Raw genomic sequence first — 20120 nt, forward strand, 5'->3', positions numbered from 1 at the left:
TGTCATGGGAATCAATTGGGACCAGCATTTACTTGAACCGCTACACAACGTGTTTGGTGACAGGGTTGAATACCGTCCGTCTGGTGGAAATCCCTACTTTATAAACGGTATTTTTGACCGGGCGTATACTCAAACAGTCGAATCACTGGATGACACTAGCACTATCAATACAACTTCTCCCGTGCTTGGGGTGCGGGATGCTGAGTTTCAGGCACCGCCAAAAAAAGGGGATCGGGTATTTGTTGGCATAGTTGGCGGCGTTCCAGTCAATACTTTGTTTGCCGTGGCAGATGTTCAGCCGGACAGCCACGGCGGGACAAAATTAATACTGAATAGGGTGAAATCATGAACGCGGCAGGTATCAGGGCGCTAGTCATTGACGCGCTCAAACATAAGACTGACGCAGAAGCGCGAGTTTACTCCCCGCGAGACTGGTCAACAACGGAAGATATGTACCCGGTCATTTTGGTACAGACGCCAATCGATGTTAAAAATTCACTGGGACGTAACGCACCCCAGTTTAATACGGTTACGACGGTACGTATTACCGGCCGGTTACAGGAACTTGATAGTGAGGCGGAAGACGATGGCGCAGCCAAAGCCGAAGAATCTCTCGAACGGTTACGCGAACAGATAGAGCGAGCCGTTATCAACAGTTATGAACTCACTCGTCAAACGCAACAATATCAACAGATACGTTCAACAATCGATGTGGATGCGTCTGGGGAAGGCCATACAGCGCAATTGTTTATGGAATTAGACATCGAATATTATCAGGGCCCGGAAGATTTCTACGAAATTGAAGCGGCCGAACTGGACGAAATCGACGTCACAATCGCTATGCCTGACGGCACCCCCGAACCTCATTTTCGAGTTAATTTTCCAAATTAATTCTCAGGAGTAACCCATGTTTGTAAAACCCGTTGCCGGGAGGCGTGTACGCGATCCCGTAAAGGGCACATTTTTGCCCGAAGGTTGTACAGAAGTACAAGACAGCCTGTTTTGGCATCGTCGCGTAAGAGATGGTGACGTTGAAATATGTCAGCCCGAAAAAGCAGTTAAGAGGGCAATTAAGGAGAATGAATAATGGCCATTCCTTTTTCACGTGTGCCCAACAATATTCGGGCACCGTTGTTTTATGTTGAGTTCGATAATTCGATGGCGAACAGCGCAATTGCGACACAGCGCACACTGATCATTGGGCAGATGCTGAGTACATCGACAGCAAAACCGGATATCCCGGAGCGTATTTCTTCTGCGGCGCAAGTCGCTAATTTATTCGGTAACGGCTCAATGCTTCATGCCATGACTGAAGCCTATTTCGCGAATGATCAGGCGGCTGAAATCTGGGTTCTTCCCTTAAGTGATGCCGATCACATGGTCGCGGCTAAAGGCAGTGTAAAAGTATCCAGCCCAGCGACGGATACCGGGGTTATTTCGCTGTATATCGGCGGTCAGCGTGTACAGGTCACTGTAGTCGCAACGGATAAAGCCGAGCAAGTCGCGACTGCATTGTCAGACGCAATTAACAAAAAAGTGACTTTGCCGGTCACAGCGATAGTCGCGTTCGATTCGGCTGATACGGTGACTTTAACCGCCAAAAACAAAGGTTCGGCGGGTAACAGCATCGATTTACGGCTCAATTATCGGGGTCAATCGGGCGGTGAGTTTACCCCCGCAGGCATGGAACTGAAAATCACTCAGATGGCAGGCGGCGCAGGAGCGCCAGATCTCAAAAATGCTTTGGGTAATCTCAAGGACCGCTCATTCGATTTTATTGCGAATCCGTACACTGATACCGCGTCATTAGATGATGTGAAAGCGTTTTTGTCTGATACAACTGGTCGCTGGTCGTGGGAACAGCAACTTTATGGCCATTCTTATGGCGCCATAAATCGAGCATACGGGGAACTGGCTAATTTCGGCGAACAAAGAAATTATCAGCATGAAACATTATTGGGAGTCACTAAGTCCCCGACGCCTAACTACATCTGGGCCGCTGCTTTGACGGGTGCAATCGCCCCAAGTTTACGTAACGACCCCGGCAGGCCGGTGCAGACATTACCGATTAATGGTGTGCTGGCTCCGGGATCAGAGGACCAGCTTGACTTAATCGAACGTAACAATCTTCTACATAGCGGGATTTCAACGTTTACTGTGGCTGATGACGGCACAATTCAGGTTGAAAATATCATCACGACGTATCAGAAAAATAGCTTCGGTGATAACGATGACAGCTATCTTGAAGTGGAAACCTTGTACTTACTGATGTACGTCACGCGCTATATCCGCACACAGATAACGAGCAAATTTGCACGGATGAAGCTGGTGAAAGACGCCAGCCGCTATGCACCCGGCTCGGCAATTGTGACCCCGAATGTCATCCGTGCGGAGCTTATCGCGCAATATCGTACTTTGGAATACAACGGCTATGTACAGGATTCGAAAAGCTTCGCGAACGGGCTGATTGTCGATATCAATCCGCAGAATCCGAACCGCATAGATGTTCTGTGGACAGGTACATTGATAAATCAGTTGCGGGTTTTTGCACTGCTCAATCAATTCCGCTTACAACCGGCCGCTTAAGAGGTAAACATGGGTAATACATCAAACAGGCTGGCGGGTACCGCTTATGTCACAGTTGACGGGATATCGATCATGGTTGCGGGAGACTTCACATGGAGCCCCTCAAAAGTCACCCGCGAAACCCTTACCGGGATGGACTACGTACATGGCTACAAAGAGAAGCCACAAGCGGGTTTTATCTCATGCAAAGTCCGTGACAGTGGCGGCACAACGGTGTCGGATTTCAATGATCAGACCAATGTCACTATCGTTGCCGAACTCGCGAACGGCAAAACGATTATTGGTGAAGGGATGTGGACCGTTAACACACAAGAAGTCGCAAGCGAAGATGCGACATTTGAAGTGCGCTGGGAAGGCACTTCGGTTACTGAAAATTAATTTGGAGAATCAACATGTTAGAAACCACTAAAACTATCGTATTAAACACCCCTATCGAAAGCAATGACGGCAAAGTCCGCTACGAGCAGATTGATTTGAAAGAGCCGGTACTGATTCAGGTTGAGCAGTTTTATGAAGTACAAAGCAAATCAGCGAGTTCATTGCCTTCCATGCGATTGTTAATTTCTCTGGTGTCTGGCGTCCCTGAGTCAGTATTGAAAAAAATGGCTATCAGTGACTTTAGTCAGTGTCAGGAGTTTCTTTTGGGTTTTTTGGACTCGAAGCGCTCAATAGCTGGCAACAATTAGCCGCTGACATCACATTTTATTACAAGTGGGGGCCGCGTGATGCGTGGCTCTTAACCCGATCACGGCTTGAATGGTGGGTTGAACAAGCTAACCGGATAAGTAAGGAACGAACCAATGGCTAACGCTTTCGATTTTGAGCTAAACGCTGACGAGAACGCCACGAAAGTTATTGATGAAATCAATGCAAAGTTGAATAGTCTCAATCCCAATCTGGCAAAAACCAGAGAGGGGTTGAAATTCGGTGGTTCTGAGGCTTCTGATGGCGTAGAAACCATCGGTACAAAGTTACGTGATATGTCACGTTATGCAAAAGATAACGTTCAGCATATCGGTGATATGGTACCCCCGCTTAAAAACTTCGGCGAACTGGCAACGAAATATGGCGGGATAGCAACGAAATTAGGTGGTGTTGGGCTAGTAGCATATGGCGTGACAAAAGCTTACCAAACAATGAAAGAAGCAGGTAAAGAAGCCTATAAGATAAATGTAGGTGCCAAAAACTCCGCAATGAGTATCGAAAATTTCACAAGATTGGCTGGTACTATGCGGATATTAGGAGCAAGCGCAGATGATGCTTTTAACTCTGTAGAGGGATTATATAAGTCCTTCAATGAGCCACTACAAGTTAGAAATGCAAACCAATTAGCTCAATTGAACGGGATGGGGGTGCATATCTATGAAAATAAAGATGGTACTGCGGATGCGTATAAAACCATTCAAGAATTAGCTAAAGCGTTTCCTAAATACTCCTCTGATAAACAAAAGACAATCGCGGATTTTCTTGGGCTTGATGAACATACGCTGGCTCTACTGAGGGATGGTGCTAGGCTTAAAGAGTTATTGGTTAAGTCTGATGAGTTCGGACTAACAGTCCCGGATAGTCTGAATCAACAATTAACTAAAGTTAACTCCCAGTTAAATGAAATATCAGCAAAATGGGAGGGTAATACAGAAAAATGGAAAAATCAGTTTTGGCTTTCAGATCCGGGACAAACAGTACTTTCAGTTCTGGATAGAACAGTGACAGATGGGATTACATCTGGCTTTTCATTGTTTAATTTTAATTCTGGAGGTAAGCAAAAGGAGCTTTTGGAAAAAGCGCAAAAAGATGAAAAATTCAAAGATACACTAACATGGAAGGAATCATTAGATTTAAAACTTACCTATGCGTCCGAAGACCTTATTAAGAAATTAAATGCGTACTATTTTCCCAATTACAAAGAAAAATCTATCGGCGACAAAGTACCCGATCCGTCTAAGGTTACAGAACAGCCGAAAATAGAACCTCCTAAGTATCCAGATCCTCACGGAAAACCGGTAAAAGATTCATTCGGTCTAAGAAACAATAATCCCGGTAATGTACGTGATGCGCCAAACGGGATCGGATACGGCAAGGGGCAAAGCGGAACATTTGTCAAATTCGCTAATAGTCATGATGGGAATGCGGCATTAGCTCGTCAACTAATGCTTTACGGTGACAGAAGAATAAACACGTTAAATAGCATAATTAGCACCTACGCACCCAAAAAAGATAGAAATAATACCCAGGCATATATCGATTTCGTATCAAAAGAAACAAGTTACCCTGCTAATCAGCCCTTAGATCTACATGAACCTCAAGTGCTGGAAAAACTGATTAACGCAATGATAAAACAAGAAAATCATGGTCAACAGCCGTTTAGCCAAAAGGAAATTACAGACGCAATAACCGCTGCCATCTTTGATCCGCGCTGGCAGGGGAAGCGTGACAAATATTATCTAAATCAACAGCGTATGATTAATCAACCCGCGCTGCCTGAATCGGATAAAAGACCTGTGTCCATCTTTGCAAATCAAGCAAATAATAGCGAGCTTGCTCAGAACATGGCTGAGGCCATTCAGGCAGCCATAGGGGAAAACAAATTCCAAGTTGAAATCACACTGGTGAACAGTAAGACCGGAGAACGGCAGCAATTTAATGCAAAAACCGGAGGTAGGGTAACAACATCTATGCAGTACCCTTGAGAACATTTTATCTTCCATTCTTTAATATAATTATTATCATGTTTTGAATGGCTGTGGATGAATGACACACGGATGTGGATAACTGAATAGGTGATGGATAGATATGACTGAGATTTGGGTTGTCCTTATAGTATTCATAGTCTCGCTGGTGATTGCGCGTTCTTCGAAGCCAACATGGTGCAGAGCAACAGCTACTGTGATAGCTTCTTTAATCGGCGGGGTTGGTATTTTAGCATTAGTTATTTTTTGGGGTGGACTTCTTAGTTCTGATTCCAGTCTTGGATGTGATAATAAATCTGGCGGTATTTACGAAAACAAAGGTAAGCTTTGTTATAATGAAAACGAATTCTCGACACTAGAAAATAAAGTTAATGGTAAAGTTACATCTGTTGTTAAATTTACTGTTTTAGATAAAGGTAAAGCTATTATTCATACTAATGATGATAATGATTATATCATATTGGATGAGAATGATGGGATTGAAGTTTATCCTTATGAAGCATATGAATTAGCGAATCAACCAAATGAAGATGACTCTAATAATTCAATAGTTGCAAATAAGATTAATTGTCATGATTTTTACATGAACGATAAATATGATGGTTTTACTTTTCCATCAACAGGATCTTCTGTAGTTCGTCCCTATGATGTCAATGGTCTTGTTTGTTATCAGGGCAGGGATATAACTTCATGGGTTGCTGGAGAAGGGATGAAAGTTACAACAGCCATTATCCCAAATCCCAAAGAATCATTAGCCATAGTTACAGTTGAAGAGGAGCACCCCGAAACATTTGAGTCAAAAAGTAGCATTAGAGTAATTTATGTTACCCAAAATGGGTTGCGTGGGAAAAAAGATATTATAAGACAGAGATACACAAAAGATCCCAAGACAACATTATCTGACATGAAAATTGTAGGTTACAACTACGAAAAAGGAATTGTTTATTTTTCAGTTCCAGCTTGGGCTGTAAGTAATGCGATACATGCCTTCACAATCCCTTTTGACAATAATTACTCTAATATAAGAGAAAAGTTTATTACAGATGGTGATTTGACATTTGTAAATATGTCTAATTTATTAGGTAAGCCAGAGTATAATAAATACATAGGAAGTTTGATTGTTGAACAGAGTGCCATAAAGGAAGGTGAGGGGCGTGTTTATGGTCAGTATCTGGTATCACCAGAAGGTAAAGAGGTCTGTGAATTAAATACAGAAGTCGATACTTGGAGGGTATATCTGCCTTGCAAGGAATAACCCCACTTTGATCGCGTCACTACCGCACAGGCAGCTTAAAAGGTTACCCCAAGCCAGGGATGGCAAATCTGAAACATTTTGATACATCACAGAACAATAAGAATACAATTTTGGTTGTTAAATGCGTTGAATTAGAGGCGTAATCGAACTATTATCACAATAGCGATATCGCAATTTGATAACTGCTAAATATCTATTTACTTTAATTTCATGATGTTAGGAGAGAACTATGACTAAATTAGCAAGAGCGATGCGTTACTTTATTGCGCCTCCTGATAAAATTCTAATGCGGATCACAAAAACCTCTGCTCACGAAACCACGGCAGATGATAGGAAGATAATGGTTGATGAGAATGGAAACTTATCGTTAAATCCAAATAATAAAGAAGCTCAAGAAGCCTTTCTTGCAAACGTAAAAGTGATAAGTGGAATGTAATGTTGGGAGCCGTTCTTATTCTGGTTGTTCTGGTATGTGGTTACTTTTATACGAGTAACCATTTACCTTCTCGTTTTAAGCAAAAGGAAGCCGTTGGCTGGAATGCTTATTTTGATGTTGCACTCCACGGAAGCCTCTTTCTGCTCCAGGGGATCATTCTAGCGATTGGATTGTGGGCGGTGTTGGCATGCATAATGTTTTTGTTGAATGCTCCATTGCATCTTGGAGCAAGTTACACGCCTTTTACTTTTGCTTTTTCTATTCTCAGTTCTGATATTTGGGGCCTTAAGCTACCTCTGATTTTCATCGTAACATTGACAATTATTAGATGTATTTCATCCGCCAGAGCTGCATCTAAAGAATTGAAGGACCCTGAAAAGCGAATAAAATTGTATAAAGAAATAGCATCAACTAACTCAGTAGAGAAGATTTTATTTGAATCTCTTGAAGCGGATTTGCTGGTGTTGGTCACTTTAAAATCAAGGAAGGTTTACGTAGGGATGGTTGATGAGTCACGATTTGAGTCTTTAGATACGGATACGGTGGTACTTATTCCATTCTTAAGCGGATATAGGGATAAGGATACGCTGACTTTTCATGTTGAACATAATTATGCAATACATTACGCGGAACGCCGGATTACATTGAAGTCCGAGCCGTTGTCTGTCCATCATTACCGCCATGCTTTACCGCGAGAGCAAATAGAATCTATTTCTTTGTTTGATTTTGAAACTTATGAAGCATTCCAGCTTAAGTTGAAGAAAGCAGAAAACGCAAAGCAGAATGTTAATTAATTTATAGACCTCGCTCCAAACGGGGTTTTTCATTTCCAAGCCGCTTAACTGCGGTTTTTTTACATCTGAAATAACCATAGGTGGTGATATGCCATTGATTAAAGACGCCATTTCATCATTTTTGGGGAAAGATCAAGAATGGAAGTGGTCGGAACACCTACGCCCCGCTTCGTTCCGAGGAGTGCCATTTGCCGTCGTATCCGGTGAAAGCGTCTTCGGCAGACGTCAGGCAGTGCATGAATACCCCTACAGAGACACGGCCTGGATTGAAGACTTGGGGCGCAGTAGTCGAAAAATTACTCTTCGTGGCTTTATCATTCAAGACAGTAAAGTGTATTCCGCGCCGGATGTGATCACGCAGCGGAATAATCTGGTTGCAGCGTGTGAAGAGGGAGTTAGCGGCACGCTGATTCACCCTACTCTTGGCGAATTAACTGTCAGCGTCACCGAGTCCGGCTTGCGTGTAAATGAAAGTGCGGATAATGGCCGGATGTTTGAGTTCACGCTTACAGTAATTGAGTCTGGTCTGAAAGTCTTTGCTATTACAAATAGCACGGCGGCAGACAGCAAAGTAAATACCAATTGGCTCAGAACGGCTACAACAACAGCCGCCAAATTCATATCAATGGTAAAAGGTGAGATCCGCACTGTCACCCAGGCTGTTAAAACCATCAAGCAGACCATTAATTTTTGGGAAAGGATGGTGCAGTCATCAATCGATGAGGTGACTAATCTCAGTGATATGTTGAATTCTACCTTTGGTAGTAAGCGCTACGGGCGTTACAGTCGCGGCAAGATTGGCGGCTCTGTTTCTGGGGCAACCGGCGTTGTACTGCGAAATAATGACAGTGAAAACTATAAAAGCGTGGTTAATGAAAAAATGTCCGGGGCAGTGATGGGGCGAGAAGCCATATCAAAAGCCCTCTCACAACTCGATAACGCTAATTCGATTGAAGGGTTGGCGGGTGGCGTGCAGTTAGTTATCAATGCAATTATTAATACAACAGGCAGTACAACAGAGAAAGTGCGGGTATTTGAAAAGCTTGCCAGCTTTAAAAATACACAATACCAGCAGAGCAATGTAGATAAGAATGTCGCAGAAGCCACGACATTGTTGATCATCGTTCTATCGTCTGGAGCAATGGCAAAAACAGCAAGCGAACTCATTCCCGCCAATCGTGATGAAGCAACAACAATTCAGCGGCGTGTTTGTGAGTCTATCGACCACGCTATTATTAAAGCGGGTGATCTGGCGGCTGATGACGTTTTCCGGGATCTTGTTCAGCTACGTTATGAATTTATTGAAAGTTTCTCGCTGAAAAATGCCAGGGGGAGATTAACACAGTTTAATTTACCCTCTGTGTTACCAGTCTTGAATATTGCTAACCGAATTTATCAAGATGCTGAGCGTAGTGATGAGCTTGTACAAGCTGTCTCCCCCATTCACCCGGCATTTATGCCAGTAAAATTCAAGGCGCTGAAACAATGAAGAGTGATGAGTTGTCATTAGTGATCGGTGGCCGAAGGATATTTGGGTGGGACAGTGTGAGAGTGACAAGAGGTATTGAACGATTACCTTCTGATTTTGATTTGATGCTCATGGACTACTACCCCGGTAATGATGAGAAGCAACTTGTAGAGCCGGGTGAAAAGTGTGAAGTGTTTTTGGGTGATGATCGGGTAGTTACGGGCTATATAGATAGCTGGAACCCGTCTATTTCAAAAAATAAGCACGAAATAAAAGTGTCTGGTAGGGGGAAATGTCAGGACTTAGTAGACTGTTCAGCAAAGTGGCCCAACAACGTTATTAGTCAAGCTACTCCGCTACAGATTGCGCAAAAATTAGCTCAATGGTACGACATTCAGGTCACATCTGATGTAGAAGATATGCCGATTGTCCCTCAATTCACATTGAATTGGGGCGAGTCATCACAAGAAGTGATTGATCGTGTTACCCGCTTTGCCGCACTTCTTTACTACGATTTGCCAGACGGCAATTTAATCATGACAAGGGTAGGCACAGAGCTAGCAGCAAGTGGGGTTGAGCAAGGGAAGAACGTCGAAACGTCAGATTACAATAGCTCAATGAATGAACGGTTTTCTGAATATACTGGCCTTTCATTTGCTATTAGCGGATTGAACGAAACAAGTAATGACAGTGGTTATGATGTCGTCACGTTAGCAACAGCTAGTGATCCAGAAGCAAAAAAGATGCGCTATCGGAACTATGTCACCATCATAGAAAGCACGCTCATATCAGCAAAGCGCTCGCAAGAGTCTATCGACTGGGAAATGAACCGCAGGTATGGGCGTTCAAAAGTACTGAAAGTGACAGTCGATTCGTGGAGAGACAGCAGCGGTAAGCTGTGGCAACCCAACACGTTGATCCCTATTCACATGCCTATTTTCGGTTTGGAAAACGAGCAATGGTTATTGTCAGAAGTCACTTATACACGGAACGGCGACAACGGTACACAAGCGCAATTAGTTTTAATGCCACCAGCCGCTTTTGCCGTACAACCCTACGAATTTTACGCAATTTTGAGAGAGACTATCAGATGATGAATGATGCAATCAGAAAGTTATCTCGCAGGGTTGAGATGATGTTGGGACTTGGCAAAATTGAGACTTCACGTGATAGCGGAAATATTCAAGTTGTTCAGTACCAGACACCAATTGAGGTTCGGGACAACACTGCGAGAATGGCTGAATTTGGCTTCTCGTCTGCATTGCCGCCCGGAACTGATGTCGTAATTGGTTATCTTGGCGGGGATCGTTCAAGTGCTGTAGTAATTGCAAGCAACAATAAAAAATATCGGCATAAGAATTTAAATTCTGGTGAAACCGTACTCTATAACCAGTGGGGATTGCATATCTTGCTGACTGAATCCGGGATCACTATTGAAGCAAAAGGACAGCCGGTAACAGTAAATAACGCCACTCAGGTAACAATCAACGCTAGTGAATCAGTGCTCTGTAATACCCCTCTTTTGAAAGTGACTGGTGATATTGTTGATAACTGCAATAGTAACTCTTCAACAATGAAACAGTTGCGTGATTCCTATAATAATCATACACATAAAGTGTCCGGTGTGGAATCTGGTGGCTCAACAGTAACAAGTCAGCAAACCGGGGCGCCAGTGAAATGAGTGATATTACCTCTTATTGGGATGTGAATAAGATTCATGCTGACTGGCTGGTGGGAAACGGGGATTTAGTCACTGGAGACGACTTGCAAACGGCTATGATAGTTAGTCTATTTACAGATAGACAGGCACGCAGTGATGATGAAATTGACGGAGCGGATCGCCGCGGCTGGTGGGGTGATGTCGGCTCTGAATATCAGATTGGTTCGCGATTGTGGTTGATACGTCGCCAAAAACTCACTACCGCCGTAGCGCTTAAGGCGGAAGATTACGCACGTGAAGCGTTGCAATGGATGCTAGACGATGGCGTTGTCGCTTCTGTAAATATCAACACTCAAATCGTTTATCCAAGCCGCTTAAACATGATTATTCGCTATCAGCGCCCCGGAAGAGAAAGCGAAGACCTGAGATTTTTCTGGGTATGGGAAAAAAATAATGCCATTTAAACGACAAACACTATCTGAATTACGCGAGCAGAACCGCAGCTTTTTACAATCTGAGTTAAATGATGTTGGTACATTGCTGAGATATTCAAATATGGGCGTTCTTGCCGACATGGACGCGGGGATGGCTCATCTTCATTACGGCTATCTTGACTATATCGCACTGCAAACCACCCCGTTCACTGCAACTGATGAACATCTGGCAGGTTGGGGAGCAATGAAAAAGGTCTTTCGCAAACCTGCAAATGCGGCAATTTGTAACGATTACCAGTTTACCGGTGCCGAAGGTACGATGATCCCGGCAGGGACCATACTAAATCGCGGCGACGGCTATCAATACAAAACGCTTTATGACGTTCGTATAGCACAAGATGGCACAGCTAATGCATTAATAACCGCAATTCTGCCTGATATCTCTGATGATGTTACCGGTGGCGGAAGTGCAGGTAATGCTGACGCGGGGACAGTGTTAACACTCGATCAGAGTATTGCTGGTGTTGATGTTCAGGGAAAAGCTGTAACGCCCATACTTGGCGGGGCAGATATTGAAAATGAAGAGGATTTTCGTTCCCGGATTCTGCTTGCTTATCAGGGACTTTTGTCCGGTGGTTCAGATGATGATTACAAGCTGTGGGCCTTGTCCGTGCCGGGTGTTACTCGTGTGTGGATTCGCCGGCGAGCGATGGGTGCTGGTACCGTTGGTATCTATATCATGTGCGATAACAACGGAAAAGGTGGTTTCCCAACCGGTACTGATGGATTTTCTAAGTTGGAAAATTACGGTACGTCAGCAACGGGAGATCAAGCAAGAGTTGCCGATCACATCTACCCTTTGCAGCCGGTTACTGCATTGATCTGGGTTTGTTCCCCAATTCAGCGGAAAATTGACATTATAATCAATGGTATATCGTATGTTAGTCGTGATGTGACGAATGCGATTGCAGACGCTATTGATAATGTATTTTTTGAAAGCGGAAATCCTGATGGAACCGGGAAAGTTCTTATTTCAGAGTTGCAATATGCTATTGCTGATGTGCCGGGAACGGCGGGATTTGTGATAACAAACCCGACAAGCAATATTAAGTTAGGGATCGGGGAGCTACCGCTAAGAGGGGAGGTTATCTATACATGAGTCGATATAGTGTAGAAAACTATACATTAGCGTTAAACGGGCTATTGCCTTCTGGCTTAGCGTGGACTCGTCAGCCCTCATCTGTTATGAATGCAGTAACAAGAGCGATTGCGCATTCATATTACCGAAGTGATCGAGACGCATGGGGATTGATTGAAGGGGCTTTTCCGGCGACTGCCACTATCATGTTACCGGAGTGGGAAAAATCACTAGGTTTGCCGGATGATTGCGGGATTGGTGAAGTCGATACTATTCCGCTCAGGCAGAAAACCGTGGTCTCGCGATTATTAAGAGATGGTGGGCAGTCAAAAGAGTTTTTTATTAATCTGGCCGCAGCAATGGGTTATACCATTACGATCACTGAGTACAGACAAGCGCGGGCGGGCCAGTCAGTTTGCGGGGAGACTTTGAATGGTGAAGACTGGCCGTTTACATGGCGTATCAATGCGCCCAAAACTACTATTTTCTATGCCGTAGCTGGTGGGAGTTATTGCGGTGATCCGTTACGTTCGTGGGGTAATAAACGGTTAGAGTGTCAATTTAATCACCTTTGTCCATCTCACACAATTCTGCAATTCGGTTACAGCAACTAAATAATCCTTTATTTATTATTTTCTAATCACCTTATGAGTGAGGTTTTGCTATGCAAAAAATTGGTGATATTACAAATACCGCCGATAAAAACGGTGAATTTACGAATGGCAATGTCGCGGCGGGTATTGCGCCAACATTATTAGATGCCGGATGGTTTAATACCGTTCAACGTGAATTAATTAATGCAGTACAAGGCGCAGGAATTAAATTAGATAATAAAAATGACAGTCAGCTTTTTGCTGCTATCAAAAGATTAATTGACAACAGCGCGGTAGAAATCCATGACGCCTCATTAACCCAGAAAGGCATTGTTCAACTCACAGATGTAACCGGTAGTAGCAATACACTGGCTGCAACTCAGAAATTGATTACAGACGTCAACAACAACGCCAACACTAAGCTCTCAAAGAGTCAAAACGGCGCAGACATCCCCGACAAAAACGCGTTTGTGAAAAACCTCGGATTGGTGGAGACGGTGAGTAAGGCCAATAATGCGGTACCGGGCAGCAGGAAAGTGAACGGTAAGGTGTTGACTGGGGATGTCAGTTTGAATGCCGGGGATGTGGGGGCGTACTCTAAACCGGAGTCTGACAGTCGATTTATTCAGTTAAATACGAATACAAAAACATCAGGCTATATATTAACTAAAACAGCAAATTATTTTGATGATCCTAATTCCCGCAATCTTGGCCGTTCAGGTTTTCTTAGACCGAATGGATTAGATAATCTTGGAGACTTAGCAATTCATATCGCTCATCCGGGCAGTGATGGACCATCTTGGGCACGCGGCATTTCTTTTAGCTATGGCAACGATTATGGCAACTTTGACATATCAACTTACGCTTTCGATGGAGATGGAAAATTTAAAGGTAAAAAGAGAATTTTGACGGAAGATGATGTTAATACGCCAGTTGGCCCCCCCATCCCGTGGCCGCAACCCAATCCCCCATCAGGTTACCTGACGTGCAACGGCCAGGCATTCAATAAATCCCTATATCCGCAATTGGCGGCAGCATACCCATCAGGAACACTGCCCGATTTGCGTGGTGAGTTTATTCGGGGGTGGGATGATGGGCGTGGTGTGGATAGTGGTCGTGGGATTTTGAGTTGGCAGCCACAACAAGTTCAGTGGCACCAGCACATTGGTGGTCACGGTGGTCGAGCACAAGGAGCATTCGGTGTAACAAATCAAGCCGGCCATCCCGGCTCGTATAATGATGACAGCCGGCAAACTTTACCGTTTACGAATAACGGCGGTGATTATCAAGGGCTTACAAACAACGGTGCTGTTGGCAACGAAACCCGTCCCCGCAGCGTCGCATTTAACTATATAGTGAGAGCAGCATAATGACAGAACAAAAATACTCTTTAGAACATGAAACAGCCGTATTGGGTAAAGATGGATTAGCCACTCAAGCAGGGTGGATAAAGGTTTATCACTCGAATCAGATAACGAGAGAATTCATAGCATCGGATATTGAATATGTGATGCTCGGTGTCAGCTTATCAGCCGGTGCTTATCCAGATGCTCCTGAGCTACCTAAATCTCATGATGAAGCTGTTTGCCGCAGTATAGACAGTAAGTGCTGGGAAATCCTCCCGGACTATCGCGGAAAAATTGCTTACGACACGTTAACACGAGCATCGACTGAGATAACCGAAATCGGTGAGCTGCCCGACACGCTGACCTTCAAGAAACCTCCCACCGATTTTGACACATGGAACGGCAAAGAGTGGGTAGTTGATAAAGACTTGCTCAAGTCTCATCAAATCAACGAAGCAAAACAACAGCAGGCAGCACTGTTACAACAAGCAAATGAAACACTCTCATTGCTACAAGACTCTGTTGACTTAGAGGTTGCTACCGATGCAGATAAAGAAGCACTGCTTGAGTGGAGAAAATACAGAGTATTGCTTACCCGTGTAGATGTGAACCAAGCGCCGGATGTGAAGTGGCCGGAAGTGCCTAAATAAAGTGTTGACATATGTTTTTAAATATGGTTAACATTGATTTACTGCTGCACAAGTAGCTTAGAAATGCTGATTGTTAAAGAGCATGTACACTGCCGCACAGGCAGAACGAAGCCGGTTAATCCGGCTTCACAATCTCCCTCTCACCTCAGAACTTCCCGCCTAAAACCAATCGCTGCCTTCATAATTGAGTACCCTTTTTGTTTGTACATTTGTTTGTACATATTTTATTTTGTTGTGATTTTTATTTGTTTAATTTTTTGTTTTTATTGAATATTTTTATTTTTAGATTATTTGCTGCCGGGATATGCAGGAATGGCTCCTCCAATTGGTGGAACTCTTGAATGCAGGGTATAATACAACCGAGCAGCGCAATGTGGTGTTACGCTATATTTTACTGAATGGGCATACGCTGGATCTCTCACACTTTGTCCATCAACTGATTGAACAATCTCCGGAGCATGAAACGATGTTGATGACTATTGCAGAACAGCTTGAACAAAAAGGGCTTGAGCGAGGTATCAAGCAAGGTAGAGAGGAAGGTATTGAGCAAGGTATTGAGCAAGGCCGAGCGGAAGGTAAACTGGAAACGGCTCGTGCCTTATTACGGCATGGCGTCAGCCTGGATATTATTGTCACCAGTACCGGACTGAGTCGGGATAAAATTGAAGCGTTAAAGCATTAAATTAATCTTCTCTTTATACAGCAAAATACCGATATTCAAAATCGGCATTTTTGTTCTTATTTATAGGGAGCAAAATGACACCTTAAGAGCATGGGGAATGCGATTAGGTGAGTTGTTTACGGAAACAAAATGACTTGTTCTGTTTCGTCAAAACCTCAATGTTCATGCGCCTGATGTAACCGTTTATTATTGATTTGGGCATCCGAATAGAGTTCATATACCCTATGGATTTCAAGATGCATCACGACGGCAATTTTGAAATCCATAAGGTATATTCATAAAAAAGAAAATCATAGGCTCAACACGATCTTTTCCACTCACTCTTGTGATCATCAATTAATCAATGAAATAGAAAATAGTTATCCCTTCATAATTTTCCTATCCCTAAAACCAAATAAAACCGTGTCAATACCTAAAATGGTTAACCTCCACAATACCAATTAATAATTATCACGCACTACTAATTAATATTCCCTCAAAAGATTCATTACTTATAATCAAGCCTCTTTATTAAATGCGAAATAAATAATCGCGAAATAAATTTTTTCAGCATAAATAATAACCGTCACAAGACAGGTTGCTGCGGTAGCTATAGCCATAGCTCAGAGCTAATCAAAACCTCAGTGTTAATCAAAACAAGGCTATAACGCTTTGTTTATCTTTTAAACGTAAATAACCAATCAAGGAAAAATCATGTCTACAACTCCAGAACAAATCGCTGTTGAATATCCGATCCCTACTTATCGGTTTGTTGTCTCAATTGGTGATGAGAAAGTCCCTTTTAACAGTGTTTCCGGGCTCGATATTTCTCATGACGTCATCGAATATAAAGACGGCACCGGTAATTATTACAAAATGCCCGGCCAACGTCAGGCGATCAATATTACGCTGCGCAAAGGTGTCTTCTCCGGTGATACGAAACTGTTCGACTGGCTTAATTCCATTCAACTTAATCAGGTCGAGAAAAAAGATATTTCAATTAGTTTAACCAACGAAGCCGGTACTGAAATTTTAATGACCTGGAGCGTGGCAAATGCCTTCCCTACTTCATTAACCGCTCCTGCTTTTGATGCCACCAGCAATGAAGTTGCGGTTCAGGAAATTAGCCTGACAGCGGATCGAATCACCATTCAAGCTGCTTAACACTGTCTACTCAGAATATTGCACAATAATTGGAGGCAACATGCCAACAGAACCAACCTATCCCGGCGTTTATATTGAAGAGGACGCTTCACCCGCACTCTCCGTTCGTTCCAGTGCAACAGCAGTGCCGGTCTTTGCTGTTGCAAACAACAGTTCATTAATATCAGATCATATACAGGCTCTTAAGCAGTAACTGTATATTTTAGATAGAAAAAAGGCTTCATTTATGATCTGATAATCGTCGCCAAACTAATACCAAAACCACGGATGAAGCCTGTGACGATTATCGCTATAAAACACCAATTAATGCAATTCTTCAGTGACGTTTCTTTGCAAAAAATGGCGCTTCGCTGCGGGTTTATTCAGCGCGTGAGAAATATCGAGCCTCATACGCTTATTCTCAGTCTTATCACAGCGCTCAGTTCGGGGAAAGTGACGTCTATAGCTCAGCTACACCAAAAATTTAATGGCCTGTGCCCCGATGAAAAACAACACGTTAGCTACCGTCCTTTTTATAATCAGCTACGGAAAGCGGCTTTTGTTGAATTTGTCAAAATATTGGTCAGGTTTGCCATGGCACAATGGGCTGAAAAGCACCTCGTCCTGCCCAAAAAACTCGCCAAATTTCAAAATGTTATTTTACAGGATGGCAGTTCATTTAAAGTCCATTCGGCACTGGCTGATGTTTTTCCTTGTCGATTTCAGGCAACCGCAGCGGCAGTGGAATGTCACATGACCTTGTCATTATTAACCCAGTCTCCCGTGAAAATGGCTGTTACTGCAGATACCGCCTCTGAGCGGACTCACCTGCCTATTCCGGCAACATTGCATGACCAATTATTATTAGCGGATGCCGGTTATGTCGATTTTGAGTATTTTGAACAACTCTCACGCTCAGGCGGTTCGTTTATTGTGCGGGGCGGTAAATCGCTTAATCCCCAAATAATCAGGGCACGCAATGGTCAGGGAAAAATCTTATCGAAGCTGTCCGATAAGCCCCTGAAATCCGTGACACGCAGAACGAATCGTTCTGAGGTGTTGGAGCTGATTTGTCGGCGTAATGGCTATGAGTTTCGCCTGATCCGCCGTTGGTTTGCTGAAGAAAAACGTTTCTGTCTCTGGCTGACTAACTTATCAGTCGAGGAATTTACAGCCAATGACATCATGGATATTTATCGTTGCCGCTGGCAAATAGAACTGTTGTTTAAAGAACTCAAATCACACACGAACTGGCACCGGTTTACGACACGAAAAGAAACGTTGGTCACGGGGCTTATCTGGCTGAGCTTATTAGCGTTGTTGCTCAGACGCTCGCTGGCAAGGCGATTATTCCCAGCGGTTTCACTGCTTAAAGCGGCCCAAAATACGGAGATCTGGTTAAAACCCATAATAGAAAATCTCCTCCAAAGGGCATGGTCGGAAACGTGTTTTTGGCTGGAAAAAGCCAAAGCCTATTTATCCCAGAATGCATTCAAAACACCGCAAAGAAAGTCGTCTAAAAACAAAACATTGGATGCGTGTTTTGAACGACTTAATTCTTAAGATCCTGTATATGAAACAACGGGGAGAAACAGTATACGGTGCTCAATGGCCTTTTAAAGCCGATACTGTCAGTCAACAAGCCCATCAAAACATAGAAGCTAATTTAATAGAAAAGCTCAATAATGATTCTCAAATCCATTACGATAAAGGCAATAATAAAGATAAAAACTATGCCAAGGAGCTGACAATTCTGGATTACCTATTAGGCTATTTTGGTACTCATCGCGCAGCCAGGCCGTTAACACTAAACACACTAGATTTTCTGAACACCCAACGCGGCTATCTAGCTCAACAACCGGAACTGACCTATCAACGTAATAATATTCGGATTGATAAAGTGTCGGCGCTACAAAAAAGAATTGCCGCCCGCTTGGGTTTAGGCGGGGAATGTTTCAGTAAAACACCTAATCTGGATGGCCTGCCTTTTTATTTAATTGAACATCGTCAACTTTTGCCGATAAAACCCGACACGAAATTCGACAATAAACAAAAACCAGACGATCTAAAAATAATTGAAGAGAACTCAGGCTCTAAAAATCATCAACTCATCATCACACAGCAAGGTATTGCAGGTCGGTTATTACAAGGTCAGGTAATTAATCTAATTATTATTGAAGGTGATAGAGAGTTTATATTACGGAGCCAAATGATCACCGAAGTGACAGGAGATACCTTTTCCCTTAGTACCCGTAACAGCAGCGATTTGGAACGCAATCTGGACAGAATAAGACAAAAATTTAATGATGGTAATCTGCGCTGGCAAAATAGCCCAGTATGGCTGGAAGATATGGATTATCAATTGGTTTATGCCGATGAGACATATAAAAATGCTACCGAAGATCAACGTTGGATTACTTCCAGTGCTCAAAGCCCCTTCCCTGCTATGATTGAAGAAAATGATGAAATCACCCTGAAATATGTGATTACTCCCTCTGATCCAGACCTAAAAATATCACCTCTTACAGTTCTCGCTGAACCACCAGAATATGAACTCAAAGCACGGGTGGTTAAATTTGATCGTATTCAAGGTAAGATATTAATTAAACGCAACCAAAACTCACCGAATAAAAACTTTCCAAAAGAGGCCGAAGCATGGCGTTATCGCTGGTATTTCTCCAGCGAAAAATATGCCTTAGCCGATCGCTTTTCATTTGTGGTTAGCGTGGTAGTGAATCGTCAGTTAATTGAGAATGACAAAGTTGATCCTTATAAGTTGGAATCTTGGGTGAAAACAGAAATATTAGCTGAATTCCCCGCACATATTTCAATGATTATTCACTGGTTATCACCGGAACATTTTAAAGATTTTGCCAGCACCTATAAACGCTGGCAAAACAATGACGCCCCTTTAGGAGACGAGGCATACCATATTTTAGAAACCTTAACCTTGGGACGCCTACCTTCTGATGCAACCGGTATTGGTAATATGCGAATTGCTACTAAACAGCAACGTACCGAGGTCATTGGTGAGTCTGGCGATCAATGGAATGCAGCAGTCATAACAAGTAATCAATTATTATATGTGCCTTCTCCTAGGGAGCGAACTAAACCAAATTAAATTATTAATAAAAATAATGGCAAAAATACAAACCAATTTATCCAATATAAAAACAAATTAATATAGCATCACAAAAGACCTATTTTAAGATTAAATATCTTTTTATGCTTAATTATACATAAATATCTATAAGATATTTAAATCA

At 43.0% G+C, this 20120-nt stretch carries 21 protein-coding genes and 3 pseudogenes; all 24 read left to right on the forward strand.

Features of this window, described 5'->3' with window-relative positions:
- Positions 1–4: 4 nt before the first annotated feature.
- The 24 genes and pseudogenes from ACUN2T_RS16310 to ACUN2T_RS16425 all read left to right on the forward strand — a co-directional run bounded on the left by ACUN2T_RS16310 (position 5) and on the right by ACUN2T_RS16425 (position 19975).
- The gene (locus ACUN2T_RS16310) at positions 5–349 is read left to right on the forward strand and encodes a head-tail joining protein (protein WP_445494047.1); all 345 of its coding nucleotides are present in this window, start codon (positions 5–7) and stop codon (positions 347–349) included.
- On the forward strand, positions 346–891 hold the full coding sequence (locus tag ACUN2T_RS16315) for an ATP-binding protein (protein ID WP_445494048.1): 546 nt from the start codon (positions 346–348) through the stop codon (positions 889–891). The genes ACUN2T_RS16310 and ACUN2T_RS16315 overlap by 4 nt, the downstream gene beginning before the upstream one ends.
- Before the next feature lie 16 nt (positions 892–907).
- Entirely contained in the window at positions 908–1087 is a 180-nt protein-coding gene (locus ACUN2T_RS16320) for a DUF2635 domain-containing protein (protein ID WP_445494049.1), read from the forward strand.
- Complete coding sequence (locus ACUN2T_RS16325; protein ID WP_445494050.1) at positions 1087–2586, forward strand: phage tail sheath subtilisin-like domain-containing protein; 1500 nt, start codon at positions 1087–1089, stop codon at positions 2584–2586. Before ACUN2T_RS16320 ends, ACUN2T_RS16325 begins: the two co-directional genes overlap by 1 nt.
- A 9-nt stretch (positions 2587–2595) precedes the next feature.
- Entirely contained in the window at positions 2596–2964 is a 369-nt protein-coding gene (locus ACUN2T_RS16330; RefSeq protein ID WP_445494051.1) for a phage tail tube protein, read from the forward strand.
- Positions 2965–2978: 14 nt separating this feature from the next.
- On the forward strand, positions 2979–3272 hold the full coding sequence (locus ACUN2T_RS16335; RefSeq protein ID WP_445494052.1) for a phage tail assembly protein: 294 nt from the start codon (positions 2979–2981) through the stop codon (positions 3270–3272).
- 114 nt (positions 3273–3386) lie between these two features.
- Positions 3387–5276, forward strand: coding sequence for a hypothetical protein (locus tag ACUN2T_RS16340; RefSeq protein ID WP_445494053.1), 1890 nt, complete (start codon positions 3387–3389; stop codon positions 5274–5276).
- Positions 5277–5379: 103 nt separating this feature from the next.
- Positions 5380–6531, forward strand: coding sequence for a hypothetical protein (locus tag ACUN2T_RS16345; protein WP_445494054.1), 1152 nt, complete (start codon positions 5380–5382; stop codon positions 6529–6531).
- A 229-nt stretch (positions 6532–6760) separates the two neighbouring features.
- Positions 6761–6967, forward strand: coding sequence for a hypothetical protein (locus tag ACUN2T_RS16350; RefSeq protein ID WP_445494055.1), 207 nt, complete (start codon positions 6761–6763; stop codon positions 6965–6967).
- The gene (locus ACUN2T_RS16355) at positions 6967–7761 is read left to right on the forward strand and encodes a hypothetical protein (RefSeq protein ID WP_445494056.1); all 795 of its coding nucleotides are present in this window, start codon (positions 6967–6969) and stop codon (positions 7759–7761) included. Before ACUN2T_RS16350 ends, ACUN2T_RS16355 begins: the two co-directional genes overlap by 1 nt.
- 88 nt (positions 7762–7849) lie before the next feature.
- Positions 7850–9250, forward strand: a complete 1401-nt coding sequence (locus tag ACUN2T_RS16360) for a DNA circularization protein (RefSeq protein WP_445494057.1) — start codon at positions 7850–7852, stop codon at positions 9248–9250.
- Positions 9247–10323, forward strand: a complete 1077-nt coding sequence (locus ACUN2T_RS16365) for a phage baseplate assembly protein (RefSeq protein WP_445494058.1) — start codon at positions 9247–9249, stop codon at positions 10321–10323. Before ACUN2T_RS16360 ends, ACUN2T_RS16365 begins: the two co-directional genes overlap by 4 nt.
- The gene (locus ACUN2T_RS16370; RefSeq protein WP_445497898.1) at positions 10323–10910 is read left to right on the forward strand and encodes a phage baseplate assembly protein domain-containing protein; all 588 of its coding nucleotides are present in this window, start codon (positions 10323–10325) and stop codon (positions 10908–10910) included. The genes ACUN2T_RS16365 and ACUN2T_RS16370 overlap by 1 nt, the downstream gene beginning before the upstream one ends.
- Entirely contained in the window at positions 10907–11353 is a 447-nt protein-coding gene (locus ACUN2T_RS16375) for a phage GP46 family protein (protein WP_445494059.1), read from the forward strand. Before ACUN2T_RS16370 ends, ACUN2T_RS16375 begins: the two co-directional genes overlap by 4 nt.
- Positions 11343–12482: a baseplate J/gp47 family protein gene (locus tag ACUN2T_RS16380; RefSeq protein WP_445494060.1), complete on the forward strand. Its 1140-nt coding sequence runs from the start codon at positions 11343–11345 to the stop codon at positions 12480–12482. The genes ACUN2T_RS16375 and ACUN2T_RS16380 overlap by 11 nt, the downstream gene beginning before the upstream one ends.
- Positions 12479–13075 (forward strand): YmfQ family protein, encoded by a 597-nt coding sequence (locus ACUN2T_RS16385; RefSeq protein WP_445494061.1) that lies wholly within the window; start codon positions 12479–12481, stop codon positions 13073–13075. Before ACUN2T_RS16380 ends, ACUN2T_RS16385 begins: the two co-directional genes overlap by 4 nt.
- 50 nt (positions 13076–13125) lie before the next feature.
- Positions 13126–13428: pseudogene (locus ACUN2T_RS16390) on the forward strand (tail fiber protein); the annotation flags it as partial.
- A 162-nt stretch (positions 13429–13590) separates the two neighbouring features.
- Entirely contained in the window at positions 13591–14424 is an 834-nt protein-coding gene (locus tag ACUN2T_RS16395; protein WP_445497899.1) for a tail fiber protein, read from the forward strand.
- Entirely contained in the window at positions 14424–15050 is a 627-nt protein-coding gene (locus ACUN2T_RS16400; protein ID WP_445494062.1) for a tail fiber assembly protein, read from the forward strand. Before ACUN2T_RS16395 ends, ACUN2T_RS16400 begins: the two co-directional genes overlap by 1 nt.
- 289 nt (positions 15051–15339) lie before the next feature.
- Positions 15340–15732: pseudogene (locus tag ACUN2T_RS16405) on the forward strand (Rpn family recombination-promoting nuclease/putative transposase); the annotation flags it as partial.
- A gap of 693 nt (positions 15733–16425) precedes the next feature.
- Positions 16426–16875, forward strand: coding sequence for a phage tail protein (locus ACUN2T_RS16410; RefSeq protein WP_445494063.1), 450 nt, complete (start codon positions 16426–16428; stop codon positions 16873–16875).
- A 40-nt stretch (positions 16876–16915) separates the two neighbouring features.
- A pseudogene (locus tag ACUN2T_RS16415) lies at positions 16916–17044 on the forward strand (phage tail sheath family protein); the annotation flags it as partial.
- 107 nt (positions 17045–17151) lie between these two features.
- Entirely contained in the window at positions 17152–18417 is a 1266-nt protein-coding gene (locus ACUN2T_RS16420; protein WP_445497818.1) for an IS4 family transposase, read from the forward strand.
- The gene (locus ACUN2T_RS16425; RefSeq protein WP_445494064.1) at positions 18398–19975 is read left to right on the forward strand and encodes a hypothetical protein; all 1578 of its coding nucleotides are present in this window, start codon (positions 18398–18400) and stop codon (positions 19973–19975) included. Before ACUN2T_RS16420 ends, ACUN2T_RS16425 begins: the two co-directional genes overlap by 20 nt.
- Positions 19976–20120 lie beyond the last annotated feature (145 nt).

It is taken from the genome of Photorhabdus machadonis (genome assembly GCF_052657765.1).

Coding starts and splice junctions, on each gene's coding strand:
- ACUN2T_RS16310 (WP_445494047.1), top strand. CDS start 5: ATGGGAATCAATTGGGACCAGCATTTACTTGAACCGCTACACAACGTG.
- ACUN2T_RS16315 (WP_445494048.1), top strand. CDS start 346: ATGAACGCGGCAGGTATCAGGGCGCTAGTCATTGACGCGCTCAAACAT.
- ACUN2T_RS16320 (WP_445494049.1), top strand. CDS start 908: ATGTTTGTAAAACCCGTTGCCGGGAGGCGTGTACGCGATCCCGTAAAG.
- ACUN2T_RS16325 (WP_445494050.1), top strand. CDS start 1,087: ATGGCCATTCCTTTTTCACGTGTGCCCAACAATATTCGGGCACCGTTG.
- ACUN2T_RS16330 (WP_445494051.1), top strand. CDS start 2,596: ATGGGTAATACATCAAACAGGCTGGCGGGTACCGCTTATGTCACAGTT.
- ACUN2T_RS16335 (WP_445494052.1), top strand. CDS start 2,979: ATGTTAGAAACCACTAAAACTATCGTATTAAACACCCCTATCGAAAGC.
- ACUN2T_RS16340 (WP_445494053.1), top strand. CDS start 3,387: ATGGCTAACGCTTTCGATTTTGAGCTAAACGCTGACGAGAACGCCACG.
- ACUN2T_RS16345 (WP_445494054.1), top strand. CDS start 5,380: ATGACTGAGATTTGGGTTGTCCTTATAGTATTCATAGTCTCGCTGGTG.
- ACUN2T_RS16350 (WP_445494055.1), top strand. CDS start 6,761: ATGACTAAATTAGCAAGAGCGATGCGTTACTTTATTGCGCCTCCTGAT.
- ACUN2T_RS16355 (WP_445494056.1), top strand. CDS start 6,967: ATGTTGGGAGCCGTTCTTATTCTGGTTGTTCTGGTATGTGGTTACTTT.
- ACUN2T_RS16360 (WP_445494057.1), top strand. CDS start 7,850: ATGCCATTGATTAAAGACGCCATTTCATCATTTTTGGGGAAAGATCAA.
- ACUN2T_RS16365 (WP_445494058.1), top strand. CDS start 9,247: ATGAAGAGTGATGAGTTGTCATTAGTGATCGGTGGCCGAAGGATATTT.
- ACUN2T_RS16370 (WP_445497898.1), top strand. CDS start 10,323: ATGAATGATGCAATCAGAAAGTTATCTCGCAGGGTTGAGATGATGTTG.
- ACUN2T_RS16375 (WP_445494059.1), top strand. CDS start 10,907: ATGAGTGATATTACCTCTTATTGGGATGTGAATAAGATTCATGCTGAC.
- ACUN2T_RS16380 (WP_445494060.1), top strand. CDS start 11,343: ATGCCATTTAAACGACAAACACTATCTGAATTACGCGAGCAGAACCGC.
- ACUN2T_RS16385 (WP_445494061.1), top strand. CDS start 12,479: ATGAGTCGATATAGTGTAGAAAACTATACATTAGCGTTAAACGGGCTA.
- ACUN2T_RS16400 (WP_445494062.1), top strand. CDS start 14,424: ATGACAGAACAAAAATACTCTTTAGAACATGAAACAGCCGTATTGGGT.
- ACUN2T_RS16410 (WP_445494063.1), top strand. CDS start 16,426: ATGTCTACAACTCCAGAACAAATCGCTGTTGAATATCCGATCCCTACT.